General features: G+C 73.2%; 20 protein-coding genes. 7 read left to right on the plus strand and 13 right to left on the minus strand.

What is annotated here, in order from left to right; translation table 11 throughout:
* Window positions 1-425: 425 nt before the first annotated feature.
* Window positions 426-1430, minus strand: coding sequence for a stage II sporulation protein M (locus tag ABD369_RS20905; RefSeq protein WP_344637999.1), 1005 nt, complete (start codon window positions 1428-1430; stop codon window positions 426-428).
* A gap of 331 nt (window positions 1431-1761) precedes the next feature.
* Here ABD369_RS20905 and ABD369_RS20910 point away from each other — a divergent pair, with 331 nt between their 5' ends.
* Window positions 1762-2715: an RDD family protein gene (locus ABD369_RS20910; RefSeq protein WP_344638000.1), complete on the plus strand. Its 954-nt coding sequence runs from the start codon at window positions 1762-1764 to the stop codon at window positions 2713-2715.
* A 45-nt stretch (window positions 2716-2760) separates the two neighbouring features.
* Here ABD369_RS20910 and ABD369_RS20915 read toward each other — a convergent pair whose 3' ends face one another.
* The 7 genes from ABD369_RS20915 to ABD369_RS20945 form a co-directional block, all read right to left on the minus strand.
* Window positions 2761-3399, minus strand: coding sequence for a hypothetical protein (locus ABD369_RS20915; RefSeq protein WP_344638001.1), 639 nt, complete (start codon window positions 3397-3399; stop codon window positions 2761-2763).
* Window positions 3400-3495: 96 nt separating this feature from the next.
* Entirely contained in the window at window positions 3496-4944 is a 1449-nt protein-coding gene (gene ahcY, locus ABD369_RS20920; protein WP_344638002.1) for an adenosylhomocysteinase, read from the minus strand.
* A 258-nt stretch (window positions 4945-5202) separates the two neighbouring features.
* Window positions 5203-6186, minus strand: a complete 984-nt coding sequence (locus tag ABD369_RS20925) for a cation diffusion facilitator family transporter (protein ID WP_344638003.1) — start codon at window positions 6184-6186, stop codon at window positions 5203-5205.
* 102 nt (window positions 6187-6288) lie between these two features.
* Window positions 6289-7509: an SIS domain-containing protein gene (locus tag ABD369_RS20930; protein ID WP_344638004.1), complete on the minus strand. Its 1221-nt coding sequence runs from the start codon at window positions 7507-7509 to the stop codon at window positions 6289-6291.
* Between the two features lie 90 nt (window positions 7510-7599).
* Window positions 7600-7782, minus strand: coding sequence for a Trm112 family protein (locus ABD369_RS20935; protein WP_344638005.1), 183 nt, complete (start codon window positions 7780-7782; stop codon window positions 7600-7602).
* A gap of 118 nt (window positions 7783-7900) precedes the next feature.
* Complete coding sequence (locus tag ABD369_RS20940) at window positions 7901-9286, minus strand: phosphomannomutase/phosphoglucomutase (protein WP_344638006.1); 1386 nt, start codon at window positions 9284-9286, stop codon at window positions 7901-7903.
* Between the two features lie 100 nt (window positions 9287-9386).
* Window positions 9387-9854, minus strand: a complete 468-nt coding sequence (locus tag ABD369_RS20945; protein WP_344638007.1) for a DUF3499 domain-containing protein — start codon at window positions 9852-9854, stop codon at window positions 9387-9389.
* 145 nt (window positions 9855-9999) lie between these two features.
* On the opposite strand from ABD369_RS20945, the gene ABD369_RS20950 reads away from it, so the two are divergent.
* The gene (locus tag ABD369_RS20950; protein ID WP_425557699.1) at window positions 10000-10347 is read left to right on the plus strand and encodes a metallopeptidase family protein; all 348 of its coding nucleotides are present in this window, start codon (window positions 10000-10002) and stop codon (window positions 10345-10347) included.
* A gap of 47 nt (window positions 10348-10394) precedes the next feature.
* On the opposite strand, the gene ABD369_RS20955 is transcribed toward ABD369_RS20950, so the two are convergent.
* From ABD369_RS20955 to ABD369_RS20965, 3 genes are all read right to left on the minus strand, one after another.
* The gene (locus ABD369_RS20955; RefSeq protein ID WP_344638009.1) at window positions 10395-12107 is read right to left on the minus strand and encodes a DUF5719 family protein; all 1713 of its coding nucleotides are present in this window, start codon (window positions 12105-12107) and stop codon (window positions 10395-10397) included.
* A 9-nt stretch (window positions 12108-12116) separates the two neighbouring features.
* Window positions 12117-15965 carry a glycosyltransferase gene (locus ABD369_RS20960; RefSeq protein ID WP_425557710.1) on the minus strand — a complete coding sequence of 1283 codons (3849 nt, stop codon included), beginning with the start codon at window positions 15963-15965 and terminating at the stop codon, window positions 12117-12119.
* Window positions 15966-16301: 336 nt separating this feature from the next.
* A complete protein-coding gene (locus ABD369_RS20965) occupies window positions 16302-16574 on the minus strand; it encodes a WhiB family transcriptional regulator (protein WP_280696109.1) in 273 nt (90 codons plus the stop codon).
* Between the two features lie 681 nt (window positions 16575-17255).
* On the opposite strand from ABD369_RS20965, the gene ABD369_RS20970 reads away from it, so the two are divergent.
* The 3 genes from ABD369_RS20970 (at window position 17256) to ABD369_RS20980 (ending at window position 20275) form a co-directional block, all read left to right on the plus strand.
* Entirely contained in the window at window positions 17256-17888 is a 633-nt protein-coding gene (locus ABD369_RS20970) for a cysteine dioxygenase (protein WP_344638011.1), read from the plus strand.
* Window positions 17889-17996: 108 nt separating this feature from the next.
* Window positions 17997-18989 carry a 2-phospho-L-lactate transferase gene (gene cofD, locus ABD369_RS20975; protein WP_344638012.1) on the plus strand — a complete coding sequence of 331 codons (993 nt, stop codon included), beginning with the start codon at window positions 17997-17999 and terminating at the stop codon, window positions 18987-18989.
* A complete protein-coding gene (locus tag ABD369_RS20980) occupies window positions 18986-20275 on the plus strand; it encodes a coenzyme F420-0:L-glutamate ligase (protein ID WP_344638013.1) in 1290 nt (429 codons plus the stop codon). The genes cofD and ABD369_RS20980 overlap by 4 nt, the downstream gene beginning before the upstream one ends.
* Window positions 20276-20307: 32 nt before the next feature.
* Here the strand turns inward: ABD369_RS20980 and ABD369_RS20985 are convergent, their stop codons facing one another.
* Together ABD369_RS20985 and ABD369_RS20990 are read right to left on the minus strand one after the other, a co-directional pair.
* The gene (locus ABD369_RS20985; RefSeq protein ID WP_344638014.1) at window positions 20308-21216 is read right to left on the minus strand and encodes a DNA-3-methyladenine glycosylase family protein; all 909 of its coding nucleotides are present in this window, start codon (window positions 21214-21216) and stop codon (window positions 20308-20310) included.
* Between the two features lie 98 nt (window positions 21217-21314).
* On the minus strand, window positions 21315-22484 hold the full coding sequence (locus ABD369_RS20990) for a peptidoglycan recognition protein family protein (RefSeq protein ID WP_344638015.1): 1170 nt from the start codon (window positions 22482-22484) through the stop codon (window positions 21315-21317).
* 102 nt (window positions 22485-22586) lie between these two features.
* Between ABD369_RS20990 and ABD369_RS20995 the strand changes: the two genes are divergently transcribed.
* Entirely contained in the window at window positions 22587-23378 is a 792-nt protein-coding gene (locus ABD369_RS20995) for a TIGR03089 family protein (RefSeq protein WP_344638016.1), read from the plus strand.
* Window positions 23379-23415: 37 nt separating this feature from the next.
* Complete coding sequence (locus ABD369_RS21000; protein WP_344638017.1) at window positions 23416-24855, plus strand: LCP family protein; 1440 nt, start codon at window positions 23416-23418, stop codon at window positions 24853-24855.
* Window positions 24856-24918: the final 63 nt, after the last annotated feature.

A 24918-nucleotide genomic window follows, 5' to 3' on the forward strand; every position in this document is an offset into this window, starting at 1 on the left:
CTGGCGTTGACTTTTGGCACGCTGTTGAGTTCTCAAGGAACGGACGCTTCCTTCGGACCGCCTTCCAGCGGGCCCTCCGGGCGCTTCGTTCTTTCGTGTTTCCAGTTTATCAGATGTTTTCCGCTCCGTTTACCGGAGTTTCGCTTCTCTGAATTCCCACTGGGGGGAGTTCCTTTGACTTCGCAGTGAAGCCTATCAAAAGCTTCGGACTGCTCAGTCTCGAGTGTTTTCGCCTGGCCGGGCACTCCGTACGTGGACGGTGCACTGCCTCGACTTGGCTGTGTCGTAGACACTAGCGCTTGAGACTCGTCTTGTCCAGCCCGTGTCTCAACCGTTCAAACCTACTAGCCCGTCAACACCACGTCAATGGCTTGCCGGGGTGATCATGAGACTACCAGGTCAGAGGGGTGACCGGCACATCGCGCTCAGGCGGCCACCGGGTGAAGGTCCGCCCGGTCCGCCTCCTCGACGTCGCCGAGCTCGCCGCGGACCGCGCTGCGCTTGCCCAGGACGAGCGCGTAGATCAGGAATAGCACCTCGGCCAGTACCCCGATGCCGATCCGGGCCCAGGTCGGCAGGCCGGACGGCGTGACGAAGGCTTCCAGGATGCCGCTGGTGAACAACACCGCCGCCAGGCCGAGGGCCATGCCGACGGTGGCACGGCCCTCTTCGGCGAGAGCGGTGGACCTGGGACGGGTACCGGGGTCGATCACGGTCCAGCCGAGGCGCATGCCCATTCCGGCCGCGATGAAGACGGCGGTCAGTTCGAGCAGGCCGTGCGGGAGCAGCAGGCCGAGGAAGAAGTCGAGCCGGCCGGCGGAGGCCATCAGTCCGAGGGCCACGCCGAGGTTGAGGACGTTCTGGAAGAGCACCCACAGCACGGGGATGCCCAGGACGACTCCGAACACCAGGCAGGTGGCGGCGATCCACGCGTTGTTGGTCCACACCTGCAGGGCGAACGAGCTGGCGGGGCGGTCGGAGTAGTAGGTCTCGTACTGGCCACCGGGCCTGGTCATGTCGTGGATCTGCTCGGGGGCGGCGAGACTGTCCCGGACCTCCGGGTGGGCGGCGATCCACCAGCCGATGAGGGCTGAGGCCAGCAGGGAGATCACTGCGATCGGGAGCCACCAGCGGCGTGACCGGTAGAGGGCAGCCGGGAAGCTCACGGCGAAGTAGCGGCCGGCGTCCCGCCAGGACGAGTACCGGCTGCCGGTCACCGCGTTGCGGCCCCGGGCGACCAAGGTGGTGAGCCGGCCCTCCAGGGTCGGGTCGGGTGCGGCGGCCTGAACCTGGGCGAGGTGGCTGGTGGCCCGCTGGTAGAGGGTGACGAGTTCGTCGGCCTCCTCACCGCTGAGTCTGCGCTGCTTGCTGAGGACCTCGAGACGGTGCCACTCCGCCTGGTGGGAAGCGACGAAGACGTCCAGGTCCATGCGGCTCACTCCGGGGCAGAGGCGGTGTCGGGAAACAGCGGGCGGCGGGAGACAGCGGGACGGGCGCGTGCCCGCCGGGGCCGGGCCCTGTCCGGCTTAGCTTGCCAGAGGGCGTACGCCCGTACGTATCGGATACCGGCCGGGTACGGGTCCGGTCTACCGGGGCGCAGCGGGTCACCGTATGTTTGCCGCTGGAGATCGCGGGGGCACCGGACGGCGGGGTGCGCGCGGTGTACGGGTACCCGGCGCTCGGGTGCCCGGTGCGCGGGGCACCCGGAGGTACCCGCGGGCCGGAGCGGGTAGGCGTCGAGGAAGAAACGGGCGGGGTGTAGTGAGCAACCTTGTGACGGGCGAGGCGGTCGTCCTCGGGCTGCGGGCGGCGAAGCTGCCGAGCCGGGCGCTGGCGATCGCGCTGGATCTGCTCGTGGAGGTGGTCGCGCTCGTCGTCGCCGTGATCGCGGTGGCCGCCCTGACGCCTGATCTCGACGTGGCGGCGGGGGCCGCGATCTCGCTCGGGTTGACGGTGTTCTTCCTGGTCGGGCTACCCGTCCTGGTCGAGACGCTGTCGCGCGGGCGGTCGCTGGGCAAGCTCGTCATGGGTCTTCGGGTGGTGCGCAGCGACGGGGGGCCGGTGCGGTTCCGGCACTCGCTGGTGCGCGGGCTGGTGGGGTTCGCCGAGATCGTGATCTTCACCGGTGTCCCGGCGGTGATCACCTCGCTCGTCGACTCCCAGGGCCGGCGGCTCGGCGACATCTTCTCGGGCAGCCTGGTGGTCCGCGAGCGGGTTCCCGGCGCGGGCCGGGGGCGCGGGATGCTGCCCGCGCTGCCGCCGGAGCTGATGCAATCGCTGGGTGGCGAGCTCGTCGCGCTGGACCTCTCGGCGGTGCCGGACGCGCTGTGGCTGGCCATCCGGCAGTACCTCGCACGGCTGGGCGAACTCGATCCTGCGGTGGCACTGGGCATGGCCCAGCGGCTGGCCGGGGACCTGGTCTCCTACACCGGGCACCCGGCGCCGTCCGGGGTTCACCCGGCGGGGTACCTGGGGGCTGTACTGACGGAGCGGCAGCGGCGCGAGTGGGCCCGGGTGACCGGCGCGTACGGGGCAGGCGCACCGCCGCAGGCGCCGTACCAGGCCCCGCGGCCGCCGGCCCAGCCGGAGTTCGCGCAGCCCGCCGGGCCCGTACAACCGCAGCAGGCCCCGCGGCCCGCGGCGCCCGAGCCCGCCCGGCCACCGCAGCAGTCCCAGCCCCCGCACTCGGCCGGCGGCTTCGCACCACCCTCCTGAGCGGGCTGCCTTCCCGAGTGGGGAGCCCGCCTCGGGCCGGACGGCTCAGCTCGAGTGGCCGGCGGCGGGCCAGGGGTTCGGCGGGGACTCCAGTTCCTCCAGCTCGATGCCGGCCGCCGAGAGCACCACGTCCCCGGCGAGGTGCACGATCTGCTGTTCGCCGGTCTCCAGGTCGGCGACCTGGTACTGCTCCACCTGCAGTGGCCCGCTGTCGGTCGGGTGGGTCTCGACGGACTCCAACAGCCAGCCCTGGTCCAGGGTGCGCGGGGCGAGCACGGGTTCGGTGAAGGCCACCAGCCGTACCCGCGCGCTCGCGCCCGGGTCGAGTCGGAGCAGCCGGGCCGTGGCGACCAGGAACGCCGGGGAGCTGCCGGTGAAGGCGTGCGCCCGGTCGTGGCCCTCCACCGCCTGCTCGCCCGCGGGGTCGGCGGCGTCCGCCCTCACCCAGGTGACGCCGTTCACCGCTCCCCCGCGCACCTGCCAGCCGCCGGCCCTCAGTTCGAGGCGGAGCGGACGGCTGCGGGAGTCCAGGGTGATGTCGGTGGTGCCGATGACCGCCCCGTCGGGGCCGTACGTCTTGGACACGTAGCGCCATCCGGCCGGGCCGGGGGCGCAGCTGAAGCGCTCCTCGCCCAGCAGGAGGTGGTCGTGTGTGTCGTGCAGCGAGTACCGGCCGTTGGGCATGGTCCGAAGCCTACGTCGGCGGGGCGCCGCTCCGGCAAGCGGTACGGCCGGTGCACCACGAGGGTGCACCGGCCGTACGGTCGGGATCGGGTCGGCTCAGTAGCGGTACTGCTCGGCCTTGTACGGGCCCTCGACCGCGACGCCGATGTAGTCGGCCTGCTCCTGGGTCAGCATGGTGAGCTTGACCCCCAGCGCGTCCAGGTGCAGCCGGGCGACCTTCTCGTCCAGGTGCTTGGGCAGCACGTACACGCCGATCGGGTACTGCGAGGTCTTGGTGAACAGCTCGATCTGCGCGATGGTCTGGTTCGCGAACGAGTTGGACATCACGAACGACGGGTGGCCGGTCGCGTTGCCCAGGTTCAGCAGGCGGCCCTCGGAGAGCACGATGATCGTCTTGCCGTCGGCCTTGCGCCACTCGTGGACCTGCGGCTTGACCTCGGTCTTCACCACACCCGGCAGCTTCGCCAGCCCGGCCATGTCGATCTCGTTGTCGAAGTGGCCGATGTTGCCGACGATGGCCTGGTGCTTCATCCGCTCCATGTGGGAGGCCAGGATGATGTCCTTGTTGCCGGTGGTGGTGATGAAGATGTCGGCGGTCTCGACCACCTCGTCCAGGGTGGTGACCTGGTAACCGTCCATCGCCGCCTGCAGCGCGCAGATCGGGTCGATCTCGGTGACGATGACGCGGGCGCCCTGGCCGCGCAGCGACTCCGCGCAGCCCTTGCCCACGTCGCCGTAGCCGCAGACGACCGCGACCTTGCCGCCGATCAGCACGTCGGTGGCCCGGTTGATGCCGTCGATCAGCGAGTGGCGGCAGCCGTACTTGTTGTCGAACTTCGACTTGGTGACCGAGTCGTTGACGTTGATCGCCGGGAACAGCAGCTTGCCGTCCCGGTGCATCTCGTACAGGCGGTGGACACCGGTGGTGGTCTCCTCGGTCACACCCTTGATCGTCGCGGCGATCTCGGTCCACTTGGACGGCGAGTCGGCCAGGGTGCGGTTCAGCAGCTCCAGGATGATCCGGAACTCGTCGTTGTCGGCGGTGGACGGGTCCGGAGCCTCGCCCGCCTTCTCGAACTCGACGCCCTTGTGGATCAGCAGGGTGGCGTCACCGCCGTCGTCCAGGATCATGTTCGGGGTCTGGCCGTCCGGCCAGGTCAGCGCCTGCTCAGTGCACCACCAGTACTCCTCCAGCGTCTCGCCCTTCCAGGCGAAGACCGGCACACCCTGCGGGTTCTCGGGGGTGCCCTCCGGGCCCACCGCGACGGCGGCGGCCGCGTGGTCCTGGGTGGAGAAGATGTTGCAGGAGCACCAGCGGACCTCGGCACCCAGCGCCGTCAGGGTCTCGATCAGCACCGCCGTCTGCACCGTCATGTGCAGCGAACCGGTGATCCGCGCGCCGGCCAGCGGCTGCGAGGCGGCGTACTCCTCGCGGATGGCCATCAGACCGGGCATCTCGTGCTCGGCCAGCTGGATCTCCTTGCGGCCGAACGGCGCCAGGGAGAGGTCGGCGACCTTGAAGTCACCGGTGATGTTCGACGACATGCGTCAGCTCCTCGCTGCGTGGGATTGCGCGTGGTCTGGTTTCGGGTGTGCTCGGCTGCAGAGTGCCCGACGGCTCGGCGCTCTGCTGCGGCACAATCCGTCGGAGGACCTCTCTCCCTCGACCGGTACGCACGGTACGACGACCGCGCCACCGAATCGACCGCCATCAGCAGCGACGTTTGGCTCTGGTGACGAATCTACACCGAGGGGCAGCGCGCACGGCCCGGTACGGCCGGTTTCGGCCGGTGGGCGCCCGGCTCACTCCTCGGGCCGGTGCTGCGGGCCCGGGCCACCGGGAGTGGCCTCCGGATCGGGGCCGGCCGCGGCCTTCTCGGCGCTGAAGACGTCCGGTTCCAGGTAGATCGCACGGGCGATCGGCACGGCCCGGCGGACCCTGGCCTCGGCGGCGTCGATGGCCTCGGCGACGCGGGCGGCGCTGTCCCCGGCGTTGACCCCGATCTTCGCGGCGACCAGCAGTTCCTCCGGCCCCAGGTGCAGGGTGCGCATGTGGATCACGCTGGTCACCGAGTCGTGGTCGACCAGTGCGTCGCGGATCCGCCCGACCACCGCGCTGTCGGCGGACTCGCCGATCAGCAGCGACTTGGTCTCCAGTGCCAGCACCGCGGCGATCCCCACCAGCAGCACACCGATGGCCAGGGTGCCGACGCCGTCCCAGATCCCGTTCCCGGTGAGGACGGTGAGGCCGACGCCGAACAGGGCGAGCACCAGGCCGACCAGCGCGCCGGTGTCCTCCAGCAGCACGACGGGCAGCTCGGGGGCCTTGGCCCGGCGGATGTACTCGGGCCAGCTCTGCGCCCCCTTGGCCGTGCCGGCCTCCCGGTAGGCGGTGCGGAAGGACCAGCCCTCCATCAGAATGGCGAACACCAGTACCCCGACGGCCCAGGGCCAGCTCTCCAGCTCGTGCGGCTCCCTGATCTTCCGGTAGCCCTCGTAGCAGGCGAACAGACCGCCGGCGCTGAACAGCACGATCGCGACCAGGAAGCCGTAGACGTACCGCTCGCGCCCGTAGCCGAAGGGGTGCTCCTGGTCCGCCGCCCGGGCAGCCCGTCTGCCGCCGACCAGCAGCAGTACCTGGTTGCCCGAGTCGGCCACCGAGTGGACGCCCTCGGCGAGCATGGACGAGGACCCGGTGAAGGCGAAGGCGGTGAACTTGCCCGCCGCGATCGCCAGGTTGGCGGACAGCGCCGCGACCAGTGCCTTGGTACCGCCTTCGGTGCTCATGCCCGGTTCCGGTCTCCCCACGGCCGGGCGTCCCGGCCCTCGCTCGGTCTGGTGAGCGCACACAGTATCCCGAAGCCCGTCAGGAACCGGCCGGAAAACGCCTCAGCCCGAGGTGGCCAGTCCCAGGTAGACGGCGGCGAAGTCGGTCAGCGCGACCAGCTCGGCCAGTGCCTGCAGCGGATCGGGGCGGTCGCTGGTGTACTCGGTGAGCCGCACCTCGTGCGCCTCGGCGAGCCGGTGCGCACGCTGCACGCTGTGCACGGCCGGCCGTGCCTCCTCGGCCCGCTCGCCGTTCTCCTCCGGGGTCCGGCGCAGCAGCAGCACCTGGAGTTGGAGCGGGTCGGGTTCCTCCACCCGGTCGCGGAAGAAGTCGTCCGGGTCGGCGGAGGCGGAGGCCAACTGGCCGACGAACATGCCCCGGTGGGCCGTGATCGCCCCGGGCAGCAGTCCGGTGAGCGCCGGCCGGCCGGCCCGTTCGGCCAGCATCGCGGCGAAGCGCTCGGCGACCGCGCCGGCCACCGGGCCCTCGGCCCAGACCAGCGGGACGGTGTCACTGAGCTGGGCGGCCAGCTCCTTGGCCGGGTTGAGGTAGAGGGCGGCGTCCGGGCGGCAGCGCACCGCGGTCTCGTCCAGCCGGTCGGCCGTGGCCTCCAGCGAACCGGGGGGCAGCTGGGTGACCCCGATCTTCTCGGTCAGGGCGAGCAGCGGCGCGAGCAGTGCCCAGAGCGCGCCCGGCTCCTCGGCGGGGAGGTCCGGCTCGTTCCCGCCCGGGCGCACCTCGTCCTGCGCCACCCCGATCAGGTTGAGCGGGACGTAGGGCAGCGGCAGGCCGCGCACCTGGAGGGCGGCCCCGGCCAGCGGGCTGCCCTCGGGGGCGATCACCACGATGGCGCAGCCGCGCGCGTACGCCTGCTCGGCGAGGCCGATCAGGCCCTGCTCGTTCCCCTGCGCGGAGGCCAGCACCACCAGGTCGAAGTGGCCCGTCCAGCCCGGCAGTTGCCAGACCAGGCCGGCGGTGAAGGCGGCGGGGCCGAACTCGCCGCGCTCGGCCGGCGCGGCGTCCGAGGGGGCCAGCGGGAGGATCTGGCAGCCGGTGACGGCCAGCGCGTCCAGTGCTCTGCCCGCCGCCAGGGCGCTGCCGTGGCCGGCCACCACGACGGTGCGCGGGCGGCCGTCCGGCCGCAAGCCGGTGAGACCGGCCGCGTCGGCCTGTCGCAGCGCGGTACGGACCCGAGCGCCGGCCTGGGCCAGAGCGAGGAGGGCGTGGTCGCGGTCGGCGCGCTGGAGGGCGGCCGGGTCGTCGAGCAGGCTGTCGTCGAACATGCGGCTGGCCTCCCAGTGGGCCTCAGGACCGGCCGGCAGTACGCGGCGCCGCGGACCCCGTCGCCGGTCGGTCGTGCATCGGACGGAGTGTCAGGAGGGGCGCCGGGCCTCGTCCACCAGCAGCACCGGGATGCCCTCGCGGACCGGGTAGACCAGACCGCAGGTCTCGCCGGTGCAGCGCAGCTCGTGCTCCTCGCCCTGGCCGGACTCGGTGAGCGCCGAGTGGCACTCGGGGCAGACCAGGATCTCCAGCAGGAAGGACGGCAGGCTCATGGGCGTTCGGCTCCTCGGGAAACTCGGTCGTGCGGGGGGCGGACGGCAGAGCGCCCCGGCCGGTAGCAACCCTACCGGCCGGGGCGCCCGCGGGGTCACAGCCCCGCTCGATCGGCTGTCAGCCGCGGACGACGGCGAGCACCGCGTCCCGGACCTCGGCCATCTTCGCCGGGTCCTTGGCCTCCACGTTGAGGCGCAGCAGCGGCTCGGTGTTGGACGGGCGGAGGTTGAACCACCAGTCGGCCCCGGCGACGGTCAGCCCGTCGAGCTCGTCCAGGGTGACGCCCTCCTGGTCCGCGTAGGCCGCCCGGACGGCCGCGGTCGCGGCGGCTTGGTCCTCGACGGTGGAGTTGATCTCGCCGGAGGCCGCGTACCGGTCGTACTCGGCGGTCAGCTCGGAGAGGGTGCCCGGCTGCCCGCCGAGGGCGGCCAGCACGTGCAGCGCGGCGAGCATGCCGGTGTCCGCCCGCCAGAAGTCGCGGAAGTAGTAATGCGCCGAGTGCTCACCGCCGAAGACCGCGTCGGTGGCCGCCATCTCCTGCTTGATGAAGGAGTGGCCGACCCGGGTGCGGACCGGCTCGGCGCCGAGCTCGCGGACCACCTCGGGCACGGTCCACGAGGTGATCAGGTTGTGGATGATCACCGGCTGCTGCTCGCCCGCCGCCCGGGCGCGGGCGATCTCGCGGGCGGCGACCAGCGCGGTGATCGCGGACGGGGAGACCGGCTCGCCACGCTCGTCGATCACGAAGCAGCGGTCGGCGTCGCCGTCGAAGGCCAGGCCCAGGTCGGCGCCGACCTCGACCACCTTGGCCTGCAGGTCGACCAGGTTCTTCGGGTCGAGCGGGTTGGCCTCGTGGTTGGGGAAGGTGCCGTCCAGCTCGAAGTAGAGCGGGACCAGGTCGAGCGGCAGCCCGTCGAACACGGTCGGCACGGTGTGTCCGCCCATGCCGTTGCCGGCGTCCACGACCACCTTGAGCGGCCGGATCCCGGCCAGGTCGACCAGCGACAGCAGGTGGTCGGCGTAGCCGCGCAGGGTGTCCCGGGTGGTCAGGGTGCCCTCGGCCGCCTCGGCCGGCGGGATCTCCACGGTGCCGTCGGCGGCGGTCCAGGACTCCACCAGCTCGCGGATCTCGGCCAGTCCGGTGTCCTGACCCACCGGGGCGGCACCCGCCCGGCACATCTTGATCCCGTTGTACTGGGCCGGGTTGTGCGAGGCCGTGAACATCGCGCCGGGCAGGTCCATCGCGCCGGACGCGTAGTACAGCTGGTCCGTCGAGCACAGGCCGATCTCGACCACGTCCGCCCCGTAGGAGGCCGCGCCCTCGGCGAAGGCCCGGGACAGCGCCGGCGAGGAGGGCCGCATGTCGTGGCCGACCACCACGGCCGAGGCGCCCGTCACCCGTACGAAGGCCGCGCCGAACGCGCGCGACAGCGACTCGTCCCACTGATCCGGCACCACACCCCGGACGTCGTACGCCTTCACCAACTGCGTCAGGTCACGCACAACCGCTCCACCAGAATGTCGGGGGTACTAGAACGTACCGCAGCGTACCGGGCCCAGATGGGGGCCAGGTGAACACGGCGGGGACTGGGGCTGGATCCCGTCAGTTGTCCGGGGAACGAAGCACCCTCAGGTGTCCGCGGCGGCCGACCTCGGTCGAGTCGGCCTCGGGGCCGCGGCCCTGCCGGGGGGTGCGCTCCTGCGGCCTGGCGGCCTCGCGGACGGCGTTGGCCAGCGCCTCCAGGTCGTCGCTGGTACGGCGCAGCGGCCCGGCGTCGGCGGCGAGGCGGACCACCTCCCAGCCGCGCGGGGCGGTGAGGCGCTCGGCGTGCTCGGCGCACAGGTCGTAGCAGTGCGGCTCGGCGTAGGTGGCGAGCGGGCCGAGGACGGCGGTGGAGTCCGCGTAGACGTACGTCAGCGTCGCGACGGCCGGTCGGCCGCACGCGGTCCGCGAACAACGACGTACAGAGCTCACGAGGGTGGACGGTACAGCACTCCCGACCGGGCCGCGAAGACCCTCCCCCTGCCGAGTCTCGTGTGTCGCCGACGCGAGCCTGCCGGTGTGGTCCATTTCCGGGCGTGAGAGGACTACGCTCGGTACTGATATGGACAGCTCCGCACCCCGTTCACCGGTAGAGCCGACCGGCCCGTCACGGCGCTCAGGGCACCGCGACCGGCACGGCCGTGGCCTGCGCGGGCCGCTGGCACCGCCTCAGGTGCCCATCTCGCTGACCCGATCCGAGCTGTTCGACGACTACGTGCGCGAGTCGGTGGAACGGCTGGAACGGCGCTGGCCGCAGCTGGTGGACGTGGAGTTCGCCGTCCAGGAGGTGCCGCTGCCCGAGCCGGGCGCACCGGAGCCGGACGGTGTGCCGCTCGGCCGGCTGATCCCGGCCAAGCAGGGGCGCAAGAGCCGGATCGTGGTGTACCGGCGGCCGGTGGAGATCCGGGCCAAGGGGCGGGACGAACGGGCGGCCCTGGTGCACGAGATCCTCATCGAGCAGGTCGCCGACCTGCTCGGGCTCTCCCCGGACGCCATCGACCCGCGCTACGACGAGGACTGAGCCCGAAAGGCCCTCCCGGGGTGGGGAGGGCCTTTCGGTGGAGCCGCTCAGGGGCGGTTGAGGACTCCCGGGTCCTGGGCCGCGTGCGGGACCTGGACGATGCTGTGGTCGTCGGTGAGCGACTGGACGGTGAACATCGGGACGTCCTTGGTGTTCACCGCGAGCATGCGGGCGGCCACCACCGGGCCTCCGGAGACGGTCTCCACGGTGAGGCCGAAGACGCCGTTCAGGCCACCGGGCTCGGGCGCCGGCAGGGAGACCGTCGCGCCGGCCGCGATCTGGACCTCCTTGCTCGCCGGGGTGCCCCCGCCGCTGCCCGCCGAGGCGGTCACCCGCACGGTGGCCGCGTCACCGGTCGAGGTGAGGTAGAGCGTGGACGCACCGGCCCGGTTGTCCGCGATGCTCGCCCGCTTGCCGACCGGGGCGCTGTTGGCGATCCAGGCGGCGTCGGACTTGCCGTTCTGGGTGCGGTCGATCCGCAGTCCGGCCACCACCGGCGTCGGGTGGGCGGGGTCGCTCGGGCTCAGCCGCAGTGCCCCGACCTCGTTCCGGGTGACGTTGCCCAGGTCGACGGCGGCGATCATGCCCGCCTTGACGTGGATGGTCTCGTGCCCGGCCGGCGTGAACCAGCCGTTCTTGCCGGAGACCTGGATCTTCAGGTCGGCGTCGTCCGCCCCGGGCGCGGCGACCACCAGCCGGGTCGAGGCGGCGTCGGCGGGCAGGCCGGGCAGCACCTGGGTGGGCGCGGGAGCGCCGGCCGTGGGTACGTAGTCGGCGCCCTTGCCCTCGTCGATGGCGTGCAGCGCGGCGCCCACCCGGCCGCTGCGGGCGACCACCTCGACCGCGAGGTCGGTCACCTGGTCCTTGACCAGCGAGGAGAGCCGCAGCGACTGGGTGCTGCCGGGGGCGACGGTGAGCCCGGTCGCGGCGTCCACGTCGATCTGGCCCTTGTCGCCGAAGAACTTGACGTCCACCACGGCGGGGGCGGTGTCGGCGTTGACCAGGTTGACGTAGTCGGTCCGGGAGCTCGCGGTGCTCGCACCGGCGAACCAGAAGTCGGTGCCCGACGGGCCGCAGCGCAGGCCGGAGAGGCCCGCCGTACGGGCGTCGGTGACAGTGGTGGTCTGGCTGACGGTGAAACCCGGTGCGTAGGCGCCGGTCGCCACGGCGGCGGTGCCGGGCGGGGTGTCCCCGGAGGCCGCGGCACCGGTCGCCGGGACACCCGCCTTGCTCAGCGAGAGCCGGGCCCCGCCGGGCGCGGCGGAGGCGGCGGAGGCGGCGGCAGCCGAGGAGGACGGGCTCGCCGAGGGGGAGCCGGACGGCGCGGCCGGGGCGGAGGCCGAGTCCGACGGCGCGCCGGACTGGCCGGCGACGTCGGTCAGCGTGGCGCTGCCACCGCTCGCCGCGGCGCCCGCCGGGGTGAACATGGTCAGATCGGTGTTGCCGGTGACGCCCTGGAGCGGGGCCGGGCAGACCACCGCGGTCCGCTCCACCTGCGCCGAGGTCGTGCGGCCGGCGTTCCCGAGGCTGCCCGGGGCGGCCGGCGAGCGCAGCTCGGCGATCCCGAACACCGCGGCGAGCACGGCGGCCGCCGCGAGCAGCGAGACGCCGGTGCGCGGGCCGCCGGCGGCGGACGGCCGGGGCCCGGCGGGCTTGGCCGCCACCGGCTCGGCAGCGTCCCCGAGGTCGTCGAAGGACTTGCCGCGCTTGTCGAAGGACGGCTTCTTCAGGCTGGGGGCCTTGAGGCTGGGCTTCTTCATGAGCTCGGGTCAGCTCCCCGTTCCGTTGTGGTGCGGGTGACCGCCGGTGCCGTAGGGGCTGTTGGGGTCGTAGTAGGTCTCGGCCTGCTGCTGCCCGGGCGCCCATGCCTGCTGCTGCGGCTCGGCCTCCGGGTAGCCCTGGTAGGGCTGCTCGTAGCCGTACTGGCCGCCGTACGGGTCCTGGTAGGGCTGTTGCCCGTACTGCGGCTGCGCGGCGGGCTGGTCGGGGTACGGCTGCCCGTACTGGGTGTCCGCCGGCTGGGCGTACTGGTCCCAGGGGTAGGGATCGGCCTGGCTGTACGGGTCGGCCTGCTGGTACTGGTCCTGGAACTGGTCCGGCTGGAACTGCTCCTGGGCGTACTGGTCCGGGTCGGCCAAGGCGGCGGGCGCCGGCTCGCCGGTCGGCTGGGCCGGAACGGCCGTGGTGTACACGCCCGCCTCCGGCTCCCCGCCCTCGCCCTCGCCGCGCTCGGCGAGGCGGCGGGCCCGGCGGCTGCCGGGGGCCGGGGGCGCCGCCTGCGCGGCGGCCAGCGCCTGGGCGGCGACCACCTCGTCGGGCAGGTCGTCGTCGTTGTGGTTGCGGCGGCCGGGCAGGGCCAGCACCAGGACGGTGACGCCGAGCAGCAGCTGAACGGCGATCCAGCCGCTGTGCATCGGGCTGCCGCCGCGGGTGACCTCCAGCCGGCCCCCGTTGGCGGGGAGCTGGAAGCCCTGGGCCCAGCCGTCCACGGTGACGCTCTTGAGCGCGGTGCCGTCGAGGGTGGCCTGCCAGTCGGGGTCGGCGTTCTCGGCGAGACGCAGCACCCGGCCGGCCGGGCCGGCCGGGATCGTGGTGGAGATGTCGTGCTCACCGGACGGGACGGAGACCGTCGCGCCCTTGGCGCTGGTGATGACCGCCCGGGTGGCCACCGCACCGCTGACCTGCCAAAGGGCGGTGCCGTTCTCCTCGCTGAGCTTGGTCAGGCCCGGGGTGGTGCCGAGGACGTCCCTGGCCTTGCCGGTCAGCGGGGCCTTGGTCTCGACGTACCCGATGCCGTACCCGGCCAGGGCCTTGGCCTGCTCGCCGCCGGAGCCCGCGAGCAGGCTGCCGACCAGCTTGGTCAGGCTGTCCTGCACGGCGTCGTCGCTGTTCACGGTGGACTCGACCTGGCCGAGGGTCAGCCCGGCGCCCCGGATCAGGTTGTAGCGGATGTCGGTGCCGTTCTGGTCGCCGTTCAGCAGCAGGGTGCGGGGGCGGTCGCTGGTGGCGGCCTCCTCCGCGACGAAGGCGGGGACCTGGGTGGCGTCGCCGCGACGCAGCGGCCAGTCGGCGCCGACCACGGTCCACCAGACGGCGGTGCCGAGCGGGGCGAGCGCGGCGGCGGCCAGCACCAGTGCGGCGACCGGCTGGCGCCAGCCGAAGGCGATGCCGGAGACGCGGGCGTTGGCACCGTCCGCGCCGATCGCGGCGGCGGCCAGCAGGGCGACGCCGGCGAGCAGGGTGGCCGGTCCGGCCCAGGCGGCGGTGGGGGCCCCGCCGGAGGCGGGGGTGACGGTGGTGCCGGCCACGACGACGGCGAACAACAGCCCGGCGGCGGCCGCGGCCCAGGCGGCGAGCACCGCGCGGCGCCGGTCGGCGCGCAGCAGGGCGGCCAGGGCGGCGAGCACGATACCGGCGGAGAGCCAGGCCGGCGGGACGCCGTTGCCGCCGGGGTTGACCATGATCAGCCCGAACGGAGTGGCGGCGTGCCCGCTGAAACCGGGCAGGCCGGCCTCCAGCAGCAGCCGGGAGGGGTGGCCGAGCACCTGGAGCGACCAGGGGGCGAGCACCAGGACGGGCACACCGAGGATCACCAGGACGCGCAGGCCGAGCAGCCGCAGCGCGGTGAGGCCGGAGCCGAAGGCGCCGCCGCGCACCACCGCGTACAGCAGCGCGGCGAGGCTCAGCGGCACCGCTATCGCCCAGATGAGCGGGACGAAGGCGGTGCCGATGGTGAGCATCAGCACGGTGGTCCAGGCGCTGCGCCAACCGGGGCGGCCGCCGCGCGCCGCAGTCTCGGCGCGGATGCCGAGCCCGGCGGTGACGGCGGCGGCGCGGGCGAGCGGCGGGAGCACCACGGCGAGGACGGCGGTGCCGATCCGGCCCTGGGCGAGCGCGCCGGTGGCGGCGGGCAGCAGCGCGTAGCTGGCGCTGGCCCAGGCGCGGACCAGCCTGGAGCCGATCAGCGGCCGGGAGACCAGGTAGGCGCTGACGGCGGCGAGCGGGACGGCGAGCACCACCAGCAGGGTGATCGCCAGGTTCGCGTGGTCGAACAGCAGCCAGGAGAGCACCGAGAGCACGGCCAGGTACGGCGGTGCGGTGGCGGTGGAGCCGGTCCCGATCGGGTGCCAGGAGTCGGCGTACATGTTCCACAGGCCCGAGGCGCCGTCGGCCACGGGCAGCAGGGCGCCGCCGAGCAGGCTGCCGCTGCCGAGCAGGGACCGGCAGGCGGTCAGGGAGAACACCAGCAGGGCGGTGAACAGCAGCGGCGCCGGACGCCGGGCCAGCTTCTTGAGCAGCGCGAACTGCTCGACCACCAGGTCGTCACTCTCGTCGTCGCCGGGCCCGGACTCGACCGAGCCGTGACGGCCCGCGCCGGCGCCGTCGGTGCTGCCGATGCCGAGCGAGCTGATGGCCTGTTCGACGGCGAGGCGGGCGGTGGCGCCGGGAGCCGGGAAGAGGCTGCGGTCGTCCAGGGCGTCGGCGCTCCTGGTCCGTTTGCGGCGCTTGCGGGCGACCATCACCCGGGGCAGCCGGACCAGTTCGTGGCCGAGGCCGGCGAGTTCGTCGAAGGCCTGACGCGGGTCCTTGCCGACCAGGTTGGCGAGCACCCGCAGCAGGGTGCCGATCACCAGCCGGAGCAGGACGTACGGCAGCAGCGCACCCTTGCAGTTGGCGAGCAGGGTGTAGATGGCGCCGGCCTTGTCGACCCGGTGCGGGTGGGCCGGTCCGCAGTCGATCGCGCGGCGCTCCCGGCTGGCCGCCTCGGCGTGCCGCAGCACCGCGTCGGGGGCGACGACCACCCGGTGCCCCGCGGCGTTGACCCGCCAGCAGAAGTCGGTGTCGTCACGCATCAGCGGCAGGGCCTTGTCGAAGCCGCCGAGCTCCTCGAAGACGTCCCGGCGCACCAGCATGCCCGCGGTGGAGACGGCGAGCACCGGGCGGACCTGGTCGTGCTGGCCCTGGTCCTGCTCACGGCGGTCCAGGCCGGTCCAGCGCCGCCCGGAGCGGGCGATCGAGACGCCGACCTCGAGCAGCTGCCTGCGGTCGTACCAGCTGCGCAGCTTGGGACCGACGACGCCGGCGCTGGGGGTGGCTTCGGCGACCTGGAGCAGCCGGCGCAGTGCGTCGGTCTCCGGTTCGCAGTCGTCGTGCAGCAGCCAGAGCCACTCGATCGGGCGGGTCTCCCGCGGACCGCCCCGGTCGAGGTCGTCCTGGTTGCCGAGCGGGTGGCCGAACTCGTCCCAGCCGCCGGTGACCGGGTCGTAGCCGGACGGGTCGAGGCTGTAGGACAGGTCCTCGGGGCGCAGCGGAGGGGCACTCGCCACCGCCTGGCCGACGGCCGTGCCGAAGCCGGCGCGGCGGCCGAGGATCAGCGGGCCGCCCGGCGGCAGCCAGTCACCGAGGGTGTCCTGGAGCAGCTGCGGCGAGGTGTCGGTCGAGCCGGTGTCGACGGCGAGGATGCGCTGCACCTGCCGGTCCTGGCCGAGCAGTCCCGCCATCGCCTGCGGGAGCCAGCGGGCTCCGTCGTGCGAGACGATCACGGCGGTGACCAGATGGCGCGGATACGCGGGCGGCCTGGCGGTGGAGAAGCCGCTCTGTTGGCTGTAGACGGTCATCGAGTGCGCGGGCCCCAAGTTCTCAGTGGACGCAGCCAGTGGACGCAGCCGGTGGACAGCGGACGGTGTGCGATGCCGTCCTGATGGGCCGTGGAGCACGGTCCTGGCGGCGGCGCGCGGCCCGGATGCGGGCATCCGGATGGCCCACCACACTAACGGCTCTCGATGGCGGAGTTGCCCCCGGAGTGGGTGGAGACGGTGGCCGGGGAATGCGAAAGCGCCCCACCGTCCGGGTGAGGCGCTGGCAGAGCTGCGGTGCGGACCCGGCCCGATGGGGCGGGTCGCCTGGTGGGGCCGCGGGTGTGACGGGCGGCCGGATTGCTTCGGTGGCTGCGGTCAGACCGCGCTCTTCTTCAGTCGACGGCGTTCGCGCTCGGAGAGTCCGCCCCAGATTCCAAAACGCTCGTCATTTGCGAGCGCGTATTCGAGGCATTCCGAACGAACTTCACAGGCAAGGCAGACCTTCTTCGCCTCGCGGGTGGAGCCGCCCTTCTCCGGAAAGAAGGATTCCGGATCGGTCTGGGCACACAACGCCCGCTCCTGCCAACCGAGTTCCTCTTCGTCCTCTTCGATACCCGCACCGATCAACAGCTCAAAGAGCTCGCTCATTTGGCGCGCCTCCTCTGCCCCTTTTGGCGTCCCCGTGGTGTTGCCGTTGCCTGGAGCGGCGGAACGACACGAGTGAAATTACATGTGCGTCACTCTGGCCCAGTCAAGCCGAGCTCTGGTATTGGGCCGAGGATTCACTCCCCGGAACCAAGGCGCTACGACAAGTGTACATATCCGGACATTCGGGACTTGTGGCATCAATCGCCGTCAATCGCCCGGAATCACCCATCCGCTGACTTGCAGTCAACACGGCGCACCATGAACCTGACCACCCCCCGAACGGGGGGACGCCGGGGAGTAGTCGCCCGGTTGCCAGATCATCCGGCTGCCTTCCCGGCGATCTACGCATTGAAACCTAGAGGGTGATTTATCACTCCTTCCGGTGATTCATAGCGGATCTGTCCGATATGCCGGACGGCTCGGGTTGACACTGTCACCCCTCCTGCGGTGTCCTTGCACCTATGTCACAGTCCGCCACCCTCCGGAGCGCCCGCCGGGCACAGCTCCGCCGTGCCGCGGACTCGCTCTGTTGTCGCCTCTGTTCCTGCTGTATCTAGGCGCTCGCGTCCCACCGCGCGCCGCCCAGCAGAAGCATCGAGGCCGCCCGCGACGACAGTCCCCCTGCCCTCTCAGCGGATCCGGCTGATCCCCAGACCACGACCAGCCGCCCGAGGACTCCCCATGCGAATGCCGCGCATCCGCAAGCGCAACCGCGACCGCAGCAAGACCGCCCGCCGCCACGCCCTCACCATCGCCCCGCCGCGCCGCCCGGACACCGCGCACCGGGCCGTAGCCGGCTGGGCGGACGGCCTGAGCGACGTCTCCATCGCCGGCGACCCGCTCGCCTTCCCCCACCTCGCCCGCACCGACCTGCCCCGGCACCCCACCACCGTGGCCGGGTACGCGCAGCTCGTCCGCGAGATCGCCGCCGACCGGGACCGCTGGGCGCCACTGGTCCGGTACGACGCGCTCACCCGCTGGTACGCCCGACTGGAGACCGGGCCCGGGTACGAGGTCTGGCTGCTCAGCTGGCTGCCGGGCCAGGGCAGCGGCTTCCACGACCACGGCCGGTCCTCCGGTGTGATGGCGGTCGTCGAGGGCGAGCTGGTCGAGCGCTCGCTGACGCACGCGGGCGAGGGGGCGCGCGCCCTCCGCCCCGGCGGGCAGCGCGTCTTCTCCTCCGGCTACCTGCACGAGGTCGTCAACGCCTCGCTCGAACCGGCCGTCAGCATCCACCTCTACTCGCCCGGCCTGGTCGAGATGAACCGGTACGAGGACTCCCCCGCCGTGGAGAAGCAGCCCGAGTCCCGCTGACCCGCGGCCGGAACGCCACGCCCCGGGAGCCGCGGCCCGGGGAACCGCGGCCCGGGGAACCGCGCGCGGAATGCGGTGGTGCGTCAGGGCGCCTGGCAGGATGAGTCCATGCGCATCGTGGCACTGGCAGGCGGGATCGGCGGGGCGCGCTTTCTGCGCGGGCTGAAGGCGGCCGTCGCCCCCGGGGACGAGATCACCGTCATCGGCAACACCGGCGACGACATCCACCTCTACGGTCTGAAGGTCTGCCCCGACCTCGACACCGTGATGTACACCCTCGGCGGTGGCATCCACGAGGAACAGGGGTGGGGCCGGGCCGATGAGACCTGGTCGATCAAGGCGGAGATGAAGGAGTACGGCATCGGGCCTGAGTGGTTCGGCCTCGGCGACCGGGACTTCGCGACCCACCTGGTGCGCAGTCAGATGCTCACCGCCGACTACTCCCTGAGCCAGGTCACCGAGGCGCTGTGCGTGCGCTGGAAGCCGGGCGTCCGGCTGCTGCCGATGAGCGACGACCGGGTCGAGACCCATGTGAAGATCACCGACGAGGCCGGCACCCGAGCGGTCCACTTCCAGGAGTACTGGGTCAAGCTGCACGCCGCCCTGGACGCCGAGGCGATCATCCCGGTCGGTGCCGACACCGCCAAGCCCGCCCCCGGGGTGCTGGACGCGATCGCCTCGGCGGACGTGATCCTCTTCCCGCCGTCCAACCCGGTGGTCAGCATCGGCACCATCCTGGCCGTCCCCGGTATCCGGGAGGCCGTCGCCGCGGCGGACGCACCCGTCATCGGCCTCTCCCCGATCATCGGCGGCGCGCCGGTGCGCGGGATGGCCGACAAGGTGCTGGCGGCCGTCGGCGTGGAGACCACGGCTGCGGCGGTGGCCCGCCACTACGGCAGGAAGGGCGCCCCGGGCGATGGCGGGCGAGGGGTGGGCCTGCTCGACGGGTGGCTGGTGGACACCGCCGACGCGGACGCGGTCGCGGACGTGGAGGCGGACGGGATCACCTGCCGGGCGATCCCGCTGCTGATGACCGACGTCGAGGCGACGGCCGCGATGGCCCGCGCCGCCCTGGAGCTGGCCGAGCAGGTGCGCCGGTGATCCGGCTGCTGCCCGTCACCGGTCTGCCCGAGATCGGACCCGGTTCCGATCTGGCCGAGCTGATCGCCAAGGCCGGCGAGTTCGAGGACGGCGACATCCTGGTGGTCACCTCCAAGGTGGTCAGCAAGGCCGAGGACCGGATCCTGCACGCCGCCGACCGGGAGGCGGCGATCGACGCCGAGACCGTCCGGGTGGTCGCCCGGCGCGGTCCGGTCCGGATCGTGGAGAACCGCAACGGCCTGGTGATGGCCGCCGCCGGGGTGGACGCCTCCAACACCGCGCCCGGCACCGTGCTGCTGCTGCCCGAGGACCCGGACGCCTCGGCCCGTCGGCTGCGCGCCGGGCTCCAGCGGCTGACCGGCCGCAAGCTCGCCGTGCTGATCACCGACACCTTCGGCCGCCCCTGGCGCAACGGGCTCACCGATGTCGCCATCGGAGCCGCCGGGCTGCCCGTCCTGGAGGACCACCGGGGCCGCACCGACAGCCACGGCAACGAGCTGGCGATGACGGTCGTCGCGACCGCCGACGAACTCGCCGCCGCCGCCGACCTGGTGAAGGGCAAGGCCACCGGCACCCCGGTGGCGGTCATCCGGGGCCTCGGCCACCTGGTCACCACCGAGGACGGCGACGGCACCCGGCCGCTGATCCGGTCGGCCGCCGACGACATGTTCCGGCTCGGCACCTCCGAGGCCGTCCGGGAGGCCGTGACGCTGCGCCGGACCATCCGCTCGTTCACCCCCGAACCGGTCGATCCGGGAGCCGTACGCCGCGCGGTGGCCGCCGCAGTCACGGCGCCCGCGCCGCACCACACCACGCCCTGGCGCTTCGTCCTGCTGGAGACGCCCGAGGCGCGGACCCGGTTGCTGGACGCCATGCTCGCCGCCTGGCGGCGCGACCTGCGCGAGCTCGACGGCTGGGACGAGGAGCGGATCGCCCGCCGCACCGCACGGGGCGACGTGCTGCGCGACGCGCCGTACCTGGTGGTGCCCTGCCTGGTGATGGACGGCTCGCACGCCTACCCGGACGAGCGCAGGTCCGCCGCCGAACGGGAGATGTTCACCGTCGCGGTCGGGGCCGCCGTGCAGAACCTGCTGGTCACCCTGGCCGGCGAGGGCTACGGCTCGGCCTGGGTCTCCTCCACCATGTTCTGCCGGGACACCGTCCGCACCGCCCTCGGCCTGCCCGGCGAGTGGGATCCGATGGGTGCCGTCGCGGTCGGCCGGCCCGCCCAGGCGCCCCGGCCCCGGCCGGCGCGCACGGCGGAGGCCTTCATCACCGTCCGCTGAGCGCCCGCCGCCGGGCGACCACCCGCGCGCGCTCAGCGGCGGCGGTGGTCGTTCGGGGCGAGGCGGGGGCCGTAGCGGGGAGCGTGCGGGCAGGTCAGGGCGATCAGGCGGCAGACGCGGTGGCGGTGGCCCGCGTAGGGGGCGAGCAGGTCGAGCATCTGCTCGTCGGTGCTGCGCGGCCGTCCCGCCAGCGCCCAGCCGACCAGGTTGGGGAGGTGGTAGTCGCCGACCGAGACCGCGTCGGGGTCGCCGTTGCTGCGCTGTAGGGTCTCCGCCGCCGTCCACAGGCCGATGCCGGGGACGGCGGTGAGCCGTGCCAGGGCGTCCGCATGGCCGAGGGCGGACGCCTCCTCCAGCCGGGGCGCCAGCCGCACCGCCCGCATGACGGTCGCCGAACGCTTGGGGTCCACCCCGGCCCGGTGCCACTCCCAGCTAGGGATCCGCGCCCACTCGCGGGCCGACGGCGCCACCCGCATGCCCTCGGCGGGCCCGGGCGCAGGCGTGCCGAAGTCACGCAGCAGCGTGCGCCAGGCCCGGTACGCCTCGTCGGTGGTGACCTTCTGCTCCAGGATCGCGGGCACCAGGGACTCCAGCACCAGACCGGTCCGCCCCAGCCGCACCCCGGCGTGGACGCGCTGCGCCTCGCGCAGCGGTCCCTGGGGCAGCACCAGCCCGGAGGGGTCGTCCTCGGCGCCGAGCAGGGCGGGCACCCGGTCGAGCAGCCAGTCGGCGCCCGGCCCCCAGGCCTTCGCCGCCACCTCGCCCGCGCGGGCCGTGAGGCGCAGGGTGCCGGGACCGTCGGGCGTACGGGAGGCCCGCCAGATCGAACCGTCGCCGCCGGTGCGGTACGCCGGATCGGCCGGGCCCCGGCGCAGCGGGATCAGGGTACGGGCCAGGTCGAGCGGGTAGCCGGGGCGCCAGTGCCGTTCCGTTCCCGGCATGCCCGCTCACCACCTCGTCTCGTCCCGGCCCCGGCGCACCGTCCGGGCACCCTGAACCATACGCTCGCGGCCGGGGAGGATTGACGGCTGCGGGCCGGTCACCTGCCCTGGAGGCGGGCGGCGGCGGACCGGATGTCGGGCAGGCGGGTGTAGAGCTCGTCGCCCGGGCAGTCGGTGACGAAGGCGTCGCGGTGGCCGGAGACGGTGTTGAAGCGGACGGTCCGGCCCTTGGGGTAGCGGCTGTTGTCGGAGGCGGAGACCAGGTTGGTGGTGCCCTGGGCGTCGACGCCGCTCAGGCCGAGCTTCCAGGCGGCGATCCTGGCGATGCCGTCCAGCTGCTCCTGCGGGACGGCATCGTCGTTGTACCTGCCGATCGCGGCGACCCCGGAGCTGTCCGAGTTGAAGCCGAGCGTGTGCGCGCCGAGGACCGGCCGGTCGACCCCGCCCGCGCGGCCCTCGTAGACGGTGCCGCACCTGTCGACCAGGAAGTTGTAGCCGATGTCGCGCCAACCGTTGGTCTTCACGTGGTACTGGTACATCGCCCGGATCAGCTTCGGCGAGTCCGCGCAGGTGTACTTGTTGGCGGTGTCGGTGTGGTGGACGAAGACCGCCCGGACGTTGCCCGTGTAGACGAAGCCTTCCTCGCGCAGCGACTCGTCCGCGCCCCAGCCGGCGCGGGTGACGATCCCGGGGCGGGGCGCCCCGTGGGCCTCCCGGTGGGCCCGGCCGGGCGGCAGGGCGGCCGGCGCGCCCACGGGGTCGGCTCCGGGGTCGACGAGCTCGACCCGCAGTCCGGCCGGCAGCGGGCCCGCAGCGGCGACGGCCCGGACTGCGATGCCGTCGCTGGCCCCGACCCAGAGCGGCGCGGTGGCACCCCGGCCGGAGCGCTCGTCGGGGTCGGGGCCGTCCTCGAACTCGGCGGTGAGCCGGTGCCAGTCGCTCCACCTACCGGTCTCCGTGCTCCGGCTGCGCACCTCGACGCTACCCGCAAGGGTGACCTTCGGGTCGTCCCAGCTGACGCCGACCAGAGCGAAGGAGCCGGTGGTGCGGTCCTGGATCTCGCGGATCTCGCCTGCTCCGGACGGGTGCACCGGCCGGGCTCCGCCTGCCGGCCCGCGCCGGAGCTCCGCCCCGGGCCCGGGCGGTACCAGTGGCAAGGTGGTGACGCTCCCCGGGCCCGGCCTGACCGCGACCGGGCCCGCGACGGCGTGCGGGGCGAACAGGGCGGCGGCGGTCGCACCGAGGGCAGCGAGCAGAGGAATACGCATAAAGGGGATATTGGGGGCAAATCACTTCTGCCGCCATGCCACCGGGCGAGCCGCAGCCTCCCTCCCGGAGGCTTCTCGGGAGGCCGTAGGCTGGGCGGCACCATGACTGCGCCTTTCGCTGCCGACGCCCGCACCCCCGCCGAGCTGCTGCACGCTTACCTGCGCGCGGGGGCCCCCGATGCGGATCCCTCCCGTCCCCTGGTCACCTTCTACGACGACGCCACCGGCGAGAGAGTCGAACTCTCCGCCAAGACCTTCGACAACTGGGTCGCCAAGACCGCCAACCTGCTCCAGGACGAACTCAACGCCCAGCCCGGCGACCGGGCCGCCCTGCTGCTGCCCGCGCACTGGCAGAGCGCCGTCTGGCTGCTGGCCTGCTGGTCGGTCGGCGTCACGGCGGTACCCGGCGGCGACCCGGCCACCGCCGACCTGGTCATCAGCGGTCCGGACGGCCTGGAGGCCGCCCAGACCTGCGAGGGCGAACGGGTCGCCCTCGCCCTGCGCCCGCTGGGCGGCCGCTTCCCTCAGCGCCCGGACGGTTTCCTCGACTACGCCGCCGAGGTGCCCGGCCAGGGCGACCGCTTCGCCCCGTACTCCCCCGTCGACCCGGAGAGCCCGGCGCTGGAGACCACCGTGGACGGACTACCGCTCAGGCTGACCGGCGAGCAGACCGTCCAGCTCGCCCGCGAGGGCGCGCTGCGGCTCGGCCTCGGCACCGGCAGTCGGGTACTCAGCACCCTCTCCTACCAGGACTGGGCCGGCCTGGAGGCCGGGCTGCTGGCTCCGCTGGCGGTCGGCGCCTCGGTGGTGCTCTGCCGCAACTCCGACGGTCTGACCGCCGAGCAGTGGGACAAGCGGATCGAATCCGAACGGGTGACTCTGCGACTGGGCTGACCCGGCCCGACCGACCTCGGGGGTAGGCATCCCCGACATGGCAGCGGATCACCCGGGGGACGACTCCGGCACGGACGACCCCGGCAAGCGCCCCCCGACCTCCGTAGGCGGGGGGCGCCGCCGATTTCTGCAGGTGCTGGCCGGTGCGCTGGCCCTTCTGCTGCTCGCCGCGGGCGCCCTGGCCTGGCTGGCCTACCGCAAGCTGGACGGGAACATCGGGACCGACGACGTCACCGGCCGGCGGCTGCGGAACGACGAACGCGACCGGCCCGACCGGGACGCCCGGGCCGGACAGGCCCTGAACATCCTGCTGATCGGAAGCGACTCCCGGAGCGGGGCCAACGCCGCGTACGGGTCCGACGGCACTCCGGGCTCGGACGGCGGGCAGCGCTCGGACACCACGATCCTGCTGCACCTCTCGGGCGACCGGCGGCACGCCACGGCGGTGAGCATCCCGCGCGACCTGATGGTGATCGTGCCACCCTGCCAGCTGCCGGGCGGCACCCGCTCGACCAGCCGGCTCATGCAGTTCAACTGGGCCTTCGAGCTGGGCGGACCGGCTTGCACCATCCGGGCCGTGGAGAAGTTCAGCGGGATCCGGATCGACCACCACCTGATCCTGGACTTCACCGGCTTCAAGAAGATGGTGGACGCGGTGGACGGCGTGGACGTCTGCGTCTCGAAGCCCATCCACGACCGCGACGCCAAGCTGGACCTGCCCGCCGGGCGGCAGACCCTGAACGGCGAACAGGCGTTGGGCTACGTCCGGGTCCGGGAGAGCCTGGGCAACGGCAGCGACACCGAGCGGATGGGGCGTCAGCAGCAGTTCCTGGCCTCGCTGGCACGCAAGGTGCAGTCCCAGGGAGTGCTGCTCAACCCGGCCCGGCTCTGGCCGCTGCTGGACGCCGCGACCTCCGCGATCACCGCGGACGCCGGGCTGAGCAAGCTGAGCTCGCTCTACGACCTGGCGGAGGAGCTGCGCAGCACTCCGCCGGAGAACCTCGCGCTGCTGACCACCCCGCGCCGTCCGTACCCCGGGAACGCGGACCGGGACCAGCTCGTCCAGCCGCAGGCCGACCAGCTGTTCTCGGCGCTGCGGACGGACCGGCTGGTGACGGTCAGCCCGTACGCGCCCGCGCCCACGGCCGCACCGACCGCGCACGGTGGCTCTCCGGCCGGCGGCGGGAACGGTGGCGCGAGCCCGTCCACCGGCCTCGGTGCGGGCCCCGGGCTCGGTCCCGGTTCGAGTTCCGGGCCGAACCCCGACGACCGGATGACCCCCGGCGCGAACCTCGTCACGGGCAGCGGCGACGGCTCGGACGCCCTCGCGAGTGCCAGCCCGACCGCGGGCAACTCGCTGTTCGCGCTTCCCGGTTCCTCCTCCGGTGCGCCGTCGGCCGCGGGCAGCGCCTCCCCCGGGACGGGTCCGACCTTGCAGGGCAACACCGCCGCGCTGGACCTGTGCAGCATGCACTGATGCCCCAGCAGGTTTCGTGGCTCCGGCCGGATCCGGCCGGAGGTGTGCGCCGAGTAACCGGTT

The sequence above is a fragment of the Kitasatospora cystarginea genome (genome assembly GCF_039533515.1).
GTDB classification, from domain to species: domain Bacteria; phylum Actinomycetota; class Actinomycetes; order Streptomycetales; family Streptomycetaceae; genus Kitasatospora; species Kitasatospora cystarginea.